Here is a 12,598-nt window from a genome sequence, read left to right as displayed (position 1 = left end):
AAAAAACGTGGGGCGCCCTCCACAAGGAAGGGCGCCCCACACCGACCGGCCAAAGCCGAGCGCAGCGACTACGCGTCGTAGTCCCGGTTGAAACGGTCTTGCATCTCCCGGTCCGTGTCCTCGATGTCGCGCATGTTCTCGTGCTTCTGACCACGCTGAGGCTGCTGACCACGCTGGGGCTGCTGGCCCCGCTGAGGCTGCTGGCCACGCTGGGGCTGCTGGGGCTGCTGGGGCTGCTGGCCACGCTGGCCGGCCCGCTCACGCGCCTGGCCCGGCTTGTCCTTGCCCTTCTGCTGCGCCTCTTTGGCCTGGTCCTTGAACTGGTCCTTCATACCCATGTGGGTTCACTCCCGTGGTGAGTGAGGGTGGGGGTGGCCCTTGGCGAAGCCCCCTCGACGGGGCCCGGCGGGGCCTCGACCAGATTCACACGGGCGACCAGGGAGCGCATGTGGATCAGTTACGGCGCGTAGCCCGCGCCGCTTCGTCGGCCGCACCACCCGCGCCCACGAGCCCCGAACGCATCCCCTGCAGCCGGGGCGCGAACCGCTTCATCTCGCGCTGCCCGACCGTCCCGATGAGCCCCGGCAGATAACCGCGCACGCCCTGCATACCGCGCAGCCACCACTGTCCGTACACATGCGCCGAGCGCCGCTCGATCCCGGCGACCAGCCGGTCCACCGCCGGTCCCAGCGGGTACGTCTTGTTGGACGGCCACGGCAGCCGCTGCCGCAGCTCGCGCATCACGTCGTCCTGGTCGGCGCCGCGCACCATGTCGGTGTCGGTCCAGGACAGGTAGCCGACGCCGACGCGCACGCCCTGGTAGCCGACCTCGGCGCGCAGACAGTGCGCGTACGCCTCCACGCCCGACTTGGACGCGCAGTACGCCGTCATCATCGGCGCCGGGGTGATCGCGGCGAGCGAGGCGATCTGGAGCAGATAGCCCCGGCTCTCCGCCAGCACCGGCAGGAACGCCCGCGCGGTCACCGCCGAACCGATCAGGTTCACCTCGATCACCCGCCGCCAGGCCTGCGGATCGGAGTCGGCGAACGGCCCGCCCGTCGCCACACCGGCGTTGGCCACCACGATGTCGACCTTCCCGAACCGCGCCTTCACCTCCTGCGCGACCCGGCTCATCGTCTCGTGGTCCGTGACATCGGCGTACCAGTAGGCGCTGTCGCTGTGCAGACGCGAGGAGACCTCCTTGAGCGCCTCCTCCTCCAGCCCGACCAGCGCGACCTTCGCGCCGCGCGCGGAGAGCTTGCGCGCCAGCAGCTCACCGACACCGCGCGCCGCTCCGGTGACGACCGCGACCTGCCCTTCGAGGCTGACCCTGCTCATGCGCCCTCCTTGATCTGCGCGGGGGTGGCCCCCGTGACATACGTGGTGACGAGTTCCCGGATCCTGGCGGTCACCAGGTCGGGGGCCTCGATCGGGGTCATGTGGCCGACGCCGGTCAGCTCGGTGAGGCCGACGCAGTGCGGCAGCGCGGCGACCAGCGCGCGGGCGTGTACGGGGGGCGTGAGCCGGTCGGACGAGCCGTGCACGATCGCGGTGGGCGCGTGCAACTCCCGTACGCCGTGGTCGAGATCGAGCCCTTCGAGCACGTTGGCCCAGGCATGGCGCACGGCGCGCGGACAGGCGTGCACGATCCGCGCGCACGCCGCCACCATGTGCGGGGCGGAACCGGCACCCATGGTGGCGTACTTGAGGATGCTCTTCGCGACCGGCGTGACCGGCCCGAGCGGAGCACGCGAACCAAGAACGCGCCCGGTGATCCAGGTGCGCACGCGCCCCGCGCGCAACGGCACCACGAGCGCCTCCGCGACCAGCCGCGAGCTGCCGGTGCTGCACAGCAGAACGGCGGCGGCGTGTTCACGGAAGCGGGGGCGGGTGGCCGCGGCCATGACCGTCATCCCGCCCATGGAGTGGCCGACGATCAGCGCCTTCTGTCCGGGTGAGAGTGTCTGCGCGAGGACCGCTTCGAGGTCGTCCGCCAGCGCGTGGGTGGTGCACGCGGAGCTCGCGGGACTGCGCCCGTGCCCCCTCTGGTCGTATGCGATCACGCGGTGATCGGTGGCCAGGTCCCGTATCTGTGCGGCCCAGAAGGCGGTCGAGCAGGTCCAGCCGTGGGAGAGGACGACGGGGGGCGCGTTCTCGGGCCCGTGCACCTCGACATGCAGCCGCGCGCCGTCGGCGGAGACGACGGTGAGTTCGCGGGCGGGGGCGGGCGGGGCGTACGGTCCGGAGGCCACGGAGGCGGGACGGCTCATGCGGCGCCCTCGCTCTGCGCAGCGGCGGCCACCGTCTTCTGCTGCACGGCCGTATCGGCCGGCTTGCTGTCGGCCTTGCGGATGACCGTGTACTCCCCCAGATCCACCCGCCGGGTCGCGCGCCGGAACTCGGACGTCGTACCGGGCCAGATGGTGGTGTTGCGGCCGCTCGCGTCCAGGTACCAGCTGGTGCAGCCGCCGGTGTTCCACACGGTGCGCTTCATGCGCTCCTGGACCTTGCGGTTCCAGTCCTCGACGGCCGCGGGCTGGGCATCGAGGGCCGTACGGCTGCCCAGGACGTCCAGTTGCCGCAGGTAGTCGGCCATGTAGTTCAGCTGGGACTCGATCATGAGGATCATGGAGGAGTTCCCGAGGCCGGTGTTGGGCCCGATGATGGTCATCCAGTTCGGGAACCCGGCGGCCGCGGCGCCGCGCAGCGCCCGCATGCCGTTCTTCCAGGAATCGGCGAGGGTGATGCCCTCCGCCCCGATCACCCGCTCGGCGATCGGCATGTCCGTGACGTGGAAGCCCGTACCGAAGATGATCGCGTCGACCTCGGCCTCGGTGCCGTCGGCCGCGACGACGGTCGAGCCGCGGATCTCACTGAGCCCGCCGGCGACGACGTCCACATTCGGCCGGGCCAGCGCCGGGTAGTACTCGCTGGACAGCAGGATCCGCTTGCAGCCGATGCGGTAGTCGGGGGTGAGCTTGGCGCGCAGGGCCGGGTCCTTGATGGCGCGGGCCATGTTGCGCTTGGCGAGTTGCTCGACGAGTCCGAGTTCGTCGGGGTGCTTGGTGAACGCCTGCACCTGCAGCTCGCGGATGCCCCACAGCAGGCCCCGCCTCAGCCGGGTGGTGAACGGCAGCGACCGGTGCACCCAGCGCTCGGCGCCGCTGATGGCGCGGTCGACGCGGGGCATCACCCACGGCGGGGTGCGCTGGAAGAGGGTGAGCCGGCCCACCTCGCGCTGGATCGCGGGCACGATCTGGATGGCGGACGCGCCGGTGCCGACCATGGCGACGCGCTTGCCGCGCAGGTCGTAGTCGTGGTCCCAGCGGGCGGAGTGGAACACCTTGCCCGGGAAGGACTCCAGGCCCGGGATCTCGGGGATCTTCGGGTCGGACAGCGGCCCGGTCGCGGAGACGACCACGTCGGCGGAGAGCGACCCGCGCGTGGTCTCGATGTTCCACCGCAGGTTCTCCGCGTCCCAGGTCATCAGCTTGACCTCGGAGTCGAAACGGATGTGCCGACGCAGTCCGAAGAGGTCGGTGATGTGCTCCAGGTAGGCGCGGATGTGCCGCTGCCCGGAGAACGTGCGCGGCCAGTCGGGGTTGGGCGCGAAGGAGAAGGAGTAGAGATGGGAGGGCACGTCACAGGCGCACCCGGGATAACTGTTGTCCCGCCAGGTGCCGCCGACGCTGTCCGCCCGTTCCAGGACGACGAAGTCGGTGATCCCTTCGCGGCGCAGCCGCACCGCGGCCCCCAGACCGCCGAACCCGGACCCGATCACCGCCACCCGTACATGCTCGTGCTCGGCCATCCCGAAGCCTCCACGCATCACCTTGGACCCTGCCAGTGAACACTGGCGCAATGGGACTGTAGAGCAGCTCCCTACCGAGCGGTAGGGGTCGGCAAGGGAAAGTTACCGGCGGTACAACATAGGCTGCGGGCGTGGCAGAGGACGCAGAACACCCGGAGGTACGGCCGCAGGCACCGCGCGAGTACCGCATGGAGGAGCTGGCGCGCCTGGCCGGCATCACCGTGCGCACGCTGCGCTTCTACCGCGAGCGCAAGCTGATCCCGCCGCCCCGCCGTGAGGGCCGTATCGCCTGGTACGACGACCATCACCTGGCCCGTCTGCGCACCATCGCCGCCCTGCTGGAGCGCGGCCACACCCTCAACGGCATCGCCGAACTGGCCGAGGCCTTCGACCACGGCCGCGATGTCGCCGACCTCCTCGGCGTCGGCGGCCCCACCGAGGAGGAGCCGGTCCACCTCACCCCGGAGGAACTCGCGGCCCGCTTCGAGGGCGAGGTGACCCCCGAGAACCTCGCCGCCGCCATGGAACTGGGCTACCTGGGCACCGACGGCGACGAGATCGTCCACATCAGCCGCCGCCTGCTGGACGTCTCCTCCGCGCTGGTCCGCGAGGGCATCCCGCTCGGCGAGGTCCTCACGGCCGCCGCCCGCGTCCGCGAACACGCCGACGCCTTGGCTGCGCTCTTCTCCGACCTGATCCTGCGCCACGCTCCCGAAGAGGACCTCCACCGCCTGCGCCCCCTGGCCCGCAGCGTGGTGGAGGCGGAACTGTCCCTGGCCATGGACCGCCGCCTCAACAAGGAGACAGGCGCGCAGAACTCTTGAACGCGCCCCGGCGCATCGGACGAGGCGCACGTCTACAGCACGTATCTACAGGTCGTAGACGACCGTCACGGGCGCATGGTCGGACCAGCGCTCGGCGTGCGTGGCCGCGCGCTCGACCAAGCCCTTGACGGCCTTGCCGGCGAGACCGGGCGTGGCGACGTGGTAGTCGATGCGCCAGCCGGAGTCGTTGTCGAAGGCCCGCCCGCGGTACGACCACCAGGTGTACGGACCCTCGGCCTCGGGGTGCAGGGCGCGTACGACGTCGACGTAGCCGCCCTCCTCGGCGGCGAACACCCGGCCGAGCCACTCCCGCTCCTCGGGCAGGAAGCCGGAGTTCTTGGTGTTGCCGCGCCAGTTCTTCAGGTCGGCCTGCTGGTGGGCGATGTTCCAGTCGCCGCAGACGACCACCTCGCGGCCGTCGGCGGCGGCCCGCTCGCGCAGCGCCTGGAGATGGGTGAGGAACTCCCCCATGAAGCGGATCTTCTCGTCCTGCCGCTCGGTGCCCACCTCACCGGAGGGCAGATACAGGGAGGCGACCGTGACGCCGGGCAGGTCGGCCTCGACATAGCGTCCACTGCCGTCGAACTCGGCCGAGCCGAACCCGACCCGGACGCGGTCGGGCTCGCGCCGCATGTAGAGGGAGACGCCCGCGCGCCCCTTGGCGGCGGCCGGGGCGTGCACGACGTGCCAGCCGTCGGGCTGCCGCACCTGCTCGGGCAGCTGGTGCGGTTCGGCCCGCACCTCCTGCAGGCAGACGACGTCCGCGGAAGTCCGCGCGAGCCACTCCACGAAGCCCTTCTTGGCGGCGGCTCGCAGTCCGTTCACGTTCACCGAGGTCACAGTCAGCACCAGGGCACGATACCGGCACACTGGACCAGGTCCACCCGCACAGCCCGACGATCACGTCCTGCATAGAAGTACGATGCCTCGCATGAATATACGCCCGGTTCGCTTCGATCACCCCGACGCCGTCAAGCTCAACAACGAGGTCCAGGCCGAGTACCACGTGCGCTACGGCGACGGCGGCGACGCCACGACCCTCGACGCCACCGACTTCGACCCACCCCGGGGCGTATATCTGATCGCGTACGACGAGCACGACCGCCCCGTCGCGACCGGCGGCTGGCGCAGCCAGGACCACAACGGCGAGGGCAACAGGGACGGCGACGCCGAACTCAAGCGCATGTACGTGGTCGCCGAGATGCGCGGACGGGGTCTCGCGCGCCGCATGCTCACGGCCCTGGAGGAGGACGCCCGCGCCGCCGGCCGCCTCCGCATGGTCCTGGAGACGGGCACCAAGCAGCCGGAGGCCATCGCCCTGTACACCTCCAGCGGCTACGAACCCTGCATCAAGTTCGGCTATTACCGCCACTACGAGGAGAGCCGTTGCTTCGCGAAGGCACTCTGAGTCTGTAACTCGGATCACACCGGGCCCGCTTGAACCCCGGCGGGCCCGCCCCACGAGCCGCGAGCGAGCGCACAAACGATGGAGCCCCTGTCGGCTACTGCCGACAGGGGCTCCATGCTGCGTGGACCTGAGGGGATTTGAACCCCTGGCCCCCTCGATGCGAACGAGGTGCGCTACCGGACTGCGCCACAGGCCCTTGCAACGAGTGAAACTTTAGCATCCCGATCGGGGTGCTTGGAAATCCGCTCCCTCACTGGTCACGGCGAGGGTTTGCGCAGGGGGCACACGGTCCGGGGCGCACCGGGGAGGGCGGGAGCGGGGTCACTCGTTGGCCGCGCGCGGGCGGTCACCGTCCTCGTACTGATCGAAGAGGGGCGTGCGTCCGCGCTCGCGCGCCCGGCGCGCGGAGGCCGAGCGGCGCGCGTCGCTGCGGCCGCCGGCCGGGTTGCCCCCGGCCGCGGGCGCCTGCCCGTCCGCCTCGCCCGCCGGCGCCCGGCTCGCCTCGCGCTCCGGCACGACCGAGCTGGACCGCGCCGAACTCCATGTGTCGGGCGCCCCCAGATCCACGTCGGAGCTGGCACGCGGCGCGACCGGCGCGGTCACGTACGTCGGCAGCGGCACCGGCACCGGGTCCCAGCTGTCCCCGCCGGGCCGCCGCTGCCGCTCGCGCTGCTGGTCGACCCACTCCGCATGATCCGTCTGCTCGACCAGTGCGCGCCGGTCCGCGGCGAGCGCGGCCAGACCGGTGTCCGTCTCGGCCTCCGAGACGTCCTCCGATTCGTCCGCGCCGGGGCGCGTGTCGAGGGACGCGCGCCGACGCGGCTGACGCTCACGCTCCCGCAGCCGCTGGGCCGCCACCTCGGCGCGCCGGCGGTCCATCTGGTAGGCGAAGCGACGGCGCTCCTGGGAGCGCAGGTACGCGATGTACACGCTGAGCAGCACGGCCGGCACCGCGGGCACCCACAGGAAGGCGAGCCCGCCGACGGCGGCGACGACGGCGCCCAGTGTGAAGGCGAAGAAGAGCATCACGGTGGTGCGCCTACGGCGTGCGAGGACCTTCGAGCGCCGGGCACGCGCTGCGGCCGCCTGTGCCGAGGAAGCGCGCCGCTCGGACGGCACCTGCTTCGCCGCGGGCGCGGAGCCGGACGCGGACGCGGGGCCGGATGCGGACGCGGGGCCGGATGCGGACGCGGACCTGGGCGCCGGCGAGGCGGCCTGTTCGCGTGCCGGTTCCGCCCTCCCGGGCGCCTCCGGTTCGCCGTCCACGTGCACCTGACGGCGGGTCGGAGGCATGGCGAACGCCCGGACGTCCACCGAATCGGTGACGGCGTCCGGGTCACCGGTTTCCGGCTCCCCCTCCTGGGCGGAGCGCGCCCGCAGGTCCTTGGCGTACCGGCGCTCCATTCCCGCCCTTCCGGACAGCAGCCGGATGGCGGTGCTGAAGCGTTCCGTCGGACGGGCCTCGTTCAGCTCGTCCTGCCTACGGAGCCACATCGGCACCAAGTAGGCGGCCCAGGCCCCGACAATGACTGCGTAGATGAGGCCGCTGCTGCTCACGCCTCACACCGTAGAGGGGTTTGCGCGAGGCCATCCGCCAATTGGGCCGGTGTGTCGCACGATCTGGCTGATATTTCCAGCTTTTTTTGCGATCGATGCGATCAACGGGCTGCCGCAGCCGCCAATTCAGTGCCCCGAGACGGTCGACATCCGATCAATTTCGAACACATATTCAATTTCCGGGGCTAGGCGGGATTCCCCGGCGTGTTCTGCGGATTGCGCGCCGGGCCGGGTGCGCCCGGCGCCCCCGAAGCACCACTCGTGCCCCCTCCGTCGTCCGTACGCCCGGTGCGCCGCTCTCCCCGAGAGCGTGCCCGCTGCCACCGCGCGAGCAACCCGTCGGGCACCTCTTCCGCGGTGAGCGCGAACACCACGTGGTCGCGCCACGCCCCGTCGATGTGGAGATAGCGCGGCCGGAGCCCCTCCTCGCGAAATCCGAGTTTCTCCACGACCCGGCGGCTGGGCCGGTTCTCGGGACGAATGCAGACCTCGATGCGGTGCAGTCCCACGGTGTGGAAACAGTGGTCCACCACGAGCGCGACAGCCGTCGGCATCACCCCGCGCCCGGCCACCGCCTCGTCCACCCAGTAACCGATGTGCCCCGAGCACATCGATCCCCAGGTGATCCCGGCGACCGTCAACTGCCCGACGAGCCGCCCCTGGTATTCGATGACGAACGGCAGCATCCGGCCCGCGTTGGCCTCGGAACGCAGGTGCCGGACCATCTGGCGATAGGTCGGCCGGTGCGTTATCGGTCCGCTCGGCGTGGGCGGCGGAATGGTCGCCTCCCAGGGGCGCAGCCAGTCCCGGTTGCGCCGGTTCACCTCGCGCCAGGCCCGCTGGTCGCGCAGCCTTATCGGCCGAAGGACGACATCACCGTCCGCCAGCACGACGGGCCAGGATGGGGTGTTCAGCTCGCACCCCCGCTACTGGGTCTGGGGTGGTCGCCGCCGCGGATCTGGTCGACGGCGTGGATCAGCAGGGGTTCCAGCACGGCGAGGCCGTCCTTCACCCCGCCCGTGGAACCCGGCAGATTGACGATCAGGGTCCGCCCGGCCACCCCGGCCAGGCCTCGCGAGAGCGCCGCGGTCGGGACCTTCTCCCGCCCGAACGCCCGGATGGCCTCCGCGATGCCCGGCACCTCGCGGTCGATCACCGCGCGGGTCGCCTCCGGCGTGCGGTCGGTGGGCGAGATCCCGGTGCCGCCGGTGGTGACGATGGCGTCGTACCCGGCGTCGACCCCCGCGCGCAGGGCCGCCTCCACAGGGTCCCCGTCCGGGACGACCTGGGGGCCGTCGACGTCGAACCCGCAGCCCTTCAGGCCGCGGGCGATCAAGGGGCCGCCCTTGTCCTCGTAGACGCCCGCGGCAGCCCTGTTCGAGGCGGTGACCACCAGAGCACGGTAGGTCATGCCCGGCTCCAGTCGCCCGACTTGCCGCCCGTCTTCTCCTCCACCCGCACGTCCGTGATGACCGCTCCCTTGTCGACCGCCTTGACCATGTCGATCACGGTGAGCGCGGCGACCGTCACAGCGGTGAGGGCCTCCATCTCGACACCCGTACGGTCCGTCGTCTTCACGGTGGCCTGGATCTCCACAGCGTCGTCCGCGACCGACAGGTCCAGTTTCACACCGGACACCGACAACGGGTGGCACAGCGGGATCAGATCCGGGGTGCGCTTGGCGCCCATGATGCCGGCGATACGCGCCGTGGCGAGGGCGTCCCCCTTGGGCACTCCTCCGCCGCGCAGCAGCTCGACCACGCGGGGTGAGACGAGGACGCGCCCGCTGGCACGGGCGGTGCGCGCGGTCACGTCCTTCTCGGATACGTCGACCATGCGGGCCGCGCCCGCCTCGTCGATGTGTGTCAGTCCGTCCTGCGTACTCATGCTGTGTGCCGCTCCCGGTCCGGGCCCGTCACGGTGCGGTGCACGGGCCTGTTGTGCGCGACACGGTACCGCCATGTCCGCGCAGGCACCGGCCCAGGACCCCGGCGGGGGCCCGACGCACGCGCGCGTGCCTCAGCCGAGCAGCACGACCTCCACCTCGGCGCCGGGCTCGACACAGTCCACGTCCTCGGGGACGACGATCAGCGCATCGGCATGCGCCAGCGCCGCGATCAGATGCGAGCCGGAACCGCCGACGGGGGTCACGTCGCCGTCGGCGTAGGCACCACGCAGGAACTGCCGGCGCCCCTTGGGCGAGCGCAGCGCCTTGTCCGCCTTCAGGGTGGCCCGGGCCCTGGGCCGGTGCACCTCCGGCAGGCCCATCAGGGCGCGGATGGCGGGACGGACGAACAGCTCGAAGGACACGTACGACGACACCGGGTTGCCCGGCAGGGCCAGCAGCGGTGTGTGGTCGGGGCCGACGGAGCCGAAGCCCTGCGGCTTGCCGGGCTGCATGGCGAGCTTGCGGAACTCCACGCCGCTGCCCGCCTCGTCCTCGTCGCCGACGTGCGACAGCGCTTCCTTGACGACGTCGTACGCCCCGACGCTCACCCCTCCCGTGGTCACCAGCAGGTCGGCGCGGACGAGCTGGTCCTCGATGGTGGCGCGGAGGGTCTCGGCGTCGTCGGCGACCGCGCCCACGCGGTAGGCGATGGCGCCGGCGTCCCGCGCGGCGGCGGTGAGGGAGAAGCTGTTGGAGTCGTAGATCTGGCCGTGGGCCAGTTGCTCGCCGGGCTGGACGAGTTCGCTGCCCGTGGACAGGACGACCACGCGCGGGCGCGGGCGCACGCGTACCGTGCCGCGGCCGATCGCGGCCAGCAGCGCGATCTGCGGCGGGCCGAGGACCGTCCCGGCCTCCAGGGCGCGGTCGCCGGCCTTCACATCGCTGCCCTTGGCGCGCACGTGCGCGCGCGCCTCGGCGGGGCGGTGCACGCGCACGTGTCCCGCGGCGCCCTCGGGGGCCAGGCTGCCGGCCCGCATGCCGGTGACCGGACCCTCGCCGAGCCCGCCGTCGGTCCACTCGACGGGGACCACGGCCTCGGCGCCGGGCGGCAGCTGGGCACCGGTCATGATGCGGGCGGCCTGGCCGGGGCCGACCCGGACCGGGTCGGCCGCGCCCGCCGCGACGTCGCCCACGACCTCCAGGACGGCCGGGAACTCCTCGCCGGCGCCCGCGACGTCCGCGACTCGCACCGCGTACCCGTCCATGGAGCTGTTGTCGAACGGCGGCAGGGACACCGGCACCGTGACGTCGTCGACCAGGACGCAGCCCTGGGCGTCGAGCAGTTGCAGCTCGATGGGTTCGAGGGGGCGGACGGTCTCGAGGATGTCCTCCAGGTGTTCGTCCACCGACCACAGGTGGTCCGGGCCGGCGGGGCGGGTCGCGGCGCTGCTCAAGATTGCTGCATCTCCTCGGCTACGAAACTGCGAAGCCAGGTCCGGAAGTCCGGGCCCAGGTCTTCACGTTCGCACGCGAGTCTGACAATGGCACGCAGATAGTCGCCACGGTCACCGGTGTCATAGCGGCGGCCCTCGAAGACGACGCCGTGCACCGGGCCGCCGACCTTCTCGTCCGTCGCGAGCTGCTGGAGGGCGTCGGTGAGCTGGATCTCGCCGCCGCGGCCCGGCTCGGTCTTGCGAAGTATGTCGAAGATGTGCGGGTCCAGGACGTAGCGGCCGATGATCGCATAGGCCGACGGGGCGTCCGCCCGGTCCGGCTTCTCGACCAGCCCGGTCACCTTGACCACGTCGCCGTCGGCGGTCGTCTCCACGGCCGCGCAGCCGTAGAGGTGGATCTGCTCGGGCGCGACCTGCATGAGGGCGATCACACTGCCGCCGTGCCGTTCCTGGACCTCGATCATGCGCTGGAGGAGCGGATCGCGCGGGTCGATCAGGTCGTCACCCAGGAGCACCGCGAAGGGCTCGCGGCCGACGTGCGGGGCGGCGCACAGCACGGCGTGCCCGAGACCCCTGGGGTCGCCCTGGCGCACGTAGTGCATGGTCGCCAGGTCGCTGGACTCCCGCACCTTGGTCAGCCGGTCGGCGTCGCCCTTCTTCTGCAGGGCCGACTCCAGCTCGTAATTGCGGTCGAAGTGGTCCTCGAGCGGGCGCTTGTTGCGTCCGGTGATCATGAGGACGTCGTCGAGCCCCGCCGACACGGCCTCCTCGACCACGTACTGGATCGCGGGCTTGTCGACGACCGGCAGCATCTCCTTGGGAGTGGCCTTGGTGGCCGGCAGAAACCGAGTCCCGAGACCTGCTGCGGGAATGACAGCCTTACTGATCCTGGGGTGCGACTGAGTCATGTCCGCCACCATATCCGGTGTCTTTGTAGGAAAACTGTGACTCCGGTTGGTTGACCCTTTATGACCGCATTGAACAATCAAGAAGGGCGCGAGAAACGACCCGTGGAACACAACGGACGCACGAGCGAGCCTGACAAGCGCATGTTGCGGCGGGAGTTCCTCTCGGTGAGGAACAGGTTGACACAGGATGACGTCGACGCGACAGGGCGCGCACTGGCGGAGCGTGCGCTGGAGCTGCCCGAGCTGGCACGTGCGCGCACGGTGGCGGCGTACGTCTCCGTGGGGAGCGAGCCCGGCACGCGGGCGCTACTGGACGCGCTGCGCGCGCGGGGCGTACGGGTCCTGCTCCCCGCGCTCCTGCCCGACAACGACCTGGACTGGGGCGAGTACACCGGCCCGGACTCCCTCGCGCGGGTCCAACACGGCGGGAAAATGGCGCTTTTCGAACCCTCGGGCGCGCGCCTCGGCCCTGACGCCGTAACGGACGCGGACGTCGTCCTGCTGCCCGGGCTCGCGGTCGATGCACGCGGGATGCGCCTGGGGCGCGGCGGAGGGTCGTACGACCGCGTGCTGGCTCGTCTGGAGCGTGCGGGCGCACGCCCCCGGCTCGTGGTGCTCCTGTACGACGCGGAGGTCGTCGCGCACGTCCCGGCGGAGGCGCACGACAAGCCGGTGCACGCGGTGGTGACGCCCTCCGGCGTGCGCCGCTTCCCCAGCGCCTGACCGGACGCGGCAGGAAAACGGCCCT

At 71.4% G+C, this 12,598-nt stretch carries 14 protein-coding genes and 1 tRNA gene; 3 read left to right on the top strand and 12 right to left on the bottom strand.

Annotation, left to right across the window (positions count from 1 at the left end):
- Positions 1-68: 68 nt before the first annotated feature.
- The 4 genes from AB5L52_RS25970 to AB5L52_RS25955 all read right to left on the bottom strand — a co-directional run bounded on the left by AB5L52_RS25970 (position 69) and on the right by AB5L52_RS25955 (position 3,811).
- Complete coding sequence (locus tag AB5L52_RS25970; protein WP_369366505.1) at positions 69-338, bottom strand: hypothetical protein; 270 nt, start codon at positions 336-338, stop codon at positions 69-71.
- A 115-nt stretch (positions 339-453) separates the two neighbouring features.
- Positions 454-1,338, bottom strand: a complete 885-nt coding sequence (locus tag AB5L52_RS25965; protein ID WP_351027371.1) for an SDR family oxidoreductase — start codon at positions 1,336-1,338, stop codon at positions 454-456.
- Positions 1,335-2,270 carry an alpha/beta fold hydrolase gene (locus tag AB5L52_RS25960; protein WP_369366503.1) on the bottom strand — a complete coding sequence of 312 codons (936 nt, stop codon included), beginning with the start codon at positions 2,268-2,270 and terminating at the stop codon, positions 1,335-1,337. Before AB5L52_RS25960 ends, AB5L52_RS25965 begins: the two co-directional genes overlap by 4 nt.
- Complete coding sequence (locus AB5L52_RS25955; RefSeq protein ID WP_369366501.1) at positions 2,267-3,811, bottom strand: flavin-containing monooxygenase; 1,545 nt, start codon at positions 3,809-3,811, stop codon at positions 2,267-2,269. The genes AB5L52_RS25960 and AB5L52_RS25955 overlap by 4 nt, the downstream gene beginning before the upstream one ends.
- 188 nt (positions 3,812-3,999) lie before the next feature.
- Here AB5L52_RS25955 and AB5L52_RS25950 point away from each other — a divergent pair, with 188 nt between their 5' ends.
- Complete coding sequence (locus AB5L52_RS25950; protein ID WP_369368972.1) at positions 4,000-4,635, top strand: MerR family transcriptional regulator; 636 nt, start codon at positions 4,000-4,002, stop codon at positions 4,633-4,635.
- Between the two features lie 45 nt (positions 4,636-4,680).
- Here AB5L52_RS25950 and AB5L52_RS25945 read toward each other — a convergent pair whose 3' ends face one another.
- Complete coding sequence (locus AB5L52_RS25945; RefSeq protein ID WP_369366499.1) at positions 4,681-5,484, bottom strand: exodeoxyribonuclease III; 804 nt, start codon at positions 5,482-5,484, stop codon at positions 4,681-4,683.
- Between the two features lie 82 nt (positions 5,485-5,566).
- Between AB5L52_RS25945 and AB5L52_RS25940 the strand changes: the two genes are divergently transcribed.
- Positions 5,567-6,043: a GNAT family N-acetyltransferase gene (locus AB5L52_RS25940; RefSeq protein ID WP_351027364.1), complete on the top strand. Its 477-nt coding sequence runs from the start codon at positions 5,567-5,569 to the stop codon at positions 6,041-6,043.
- Between the two features lie 122 nt (positions 6,044-6,165).
- On the opposite strand, the gene AB5L52_RS25935 is transcribed toward AB5L52_RS25940, so the two are convergent.
- The 7 genes from AB5L52_RS25935 to galU all read right to left on the bottom strand — a co-directional run bounded on the left by AB5L52_RS25935 (position 6,166) and on the right by galU (position 11,850).
- A tRNA-Ala gene (locus AB5L52_RS25935) sits at positions 6,166-6,239 on the bottom strand.
- Positions 6,240-6,364: 125 nt separating this feature from the next.
- The gene (gene glpR / locus AB5L52_RS25930; protein WP_369366497.1) at positions 6,365-7,600 is read right to left on the bottom strand and encodes a gephyrin-like molybdotransferase receptor GlpR; all 1,236 of its coding nucleotides are present in this window, start codon (positions 7,598-7,600) and stop codon (positions 6,365-6,367) included.
- A 185-nt stretch (positions 7,601-7,785) separates the two neighbouring features.
- The gene (locus tag AB5L52_RS25925) at positions 7,786-8,490 is read right to left on the bottom strand and encodes a GNAT family protein (RefSeq protein ID WP_351027360.1); all 705 of its coding nucleotides are present in this window, start codon (positions 8,488-8,490) and stop codon (positions 7,786-7,788) included.
- A 20-nt stretch (positions 8,491-8,510) separates the two neighbouring features.
- Positions 8,511-9,011, bottom strand: a complete 501-nt coding sequence (locus AB5L52_RS25920) for a molybdenum cofactor biosynthesis protein B (RefSeq protein WP_369366495.1) — start codon at positions 9,009-9,011, stop codon at positions 8,511-8,513.
- Complete coding sequence (moaC, locus tag AB5L52_RS25915) at positions 9,008-9,487, bottom strand: cyclic pyranopterin monophosphate synthase MoaC (RefSeq protein ID WP_351027356.1); 480 nt, start codon at positions 9,485-9,487, stop codon at positions 9,008-9,010. The genes AB5L52_RS25920 and moaC overlap by 4 nt, the downstream gene beginning before the upstream one ends.
- A gap of 132 nt (positions 9,488-9,619) precedes the next feature.
- Positions 9,620-10,942: a gephyrin-like molybdotransferase Glp gene (gene glp / locus AB5L52_RS25910; RefSeq protein ID WP_369366493.1), complete on the bottom strand. Its 1,323-nt coding sequence runs from the start codon at positions 10,940-10,942 to the stop codon at positions 9,620-9,622.
- Positions 10,939-11,850 carry a UTP--glucose-1-phosphate uridylyltransferase GalU gene (gene galU, locus AB5L52_RS25905; protein ID WP_351027352.1) on the bottom strand — a complete coding sequence of 304 codons (912 nt, stop codon included), beginning with the start codon at positions 11,848-11,850 and terminating at the stop codon, positions 10,939-10,941. The genes glp and galU overlap by 4 nt, the downstream gene beginning before the upstream one ends.
- A gap of 141 nt (positions 11,851-11,991) precedes the next feature.
- Here galU and AB5L52_RS25900 point away from each other — a divergent pair, with 141 nt between their 5' ends.
- Positions 11,992-12,573, top strand: coding sequence for a 5-formyltetrahydrofolate cyclo-ligase (locus AB5L52_RS25900; RefSeq protein ID WP_369368971.1), 582 nt, complete (start codon positions 11,992-11,994; stop codon positions 12,571-12,573).
- Positions 12,574-12,598 lie beyond the last annotated feature (25 nt).

The organism is Streptomyces sp. CG4 (genome assembly GCF_041080655.1).
GTDB lineage: Bacteria > Actinomycetota > Actinomycetes > Streptomycetales > Streptomycetaceae > Streptomyces.
The sequence above is the reverse complement of the archived record's forward strand: the minus strand, read 5'-3'. Positions and strand labels throughout refer to the sequence as shown.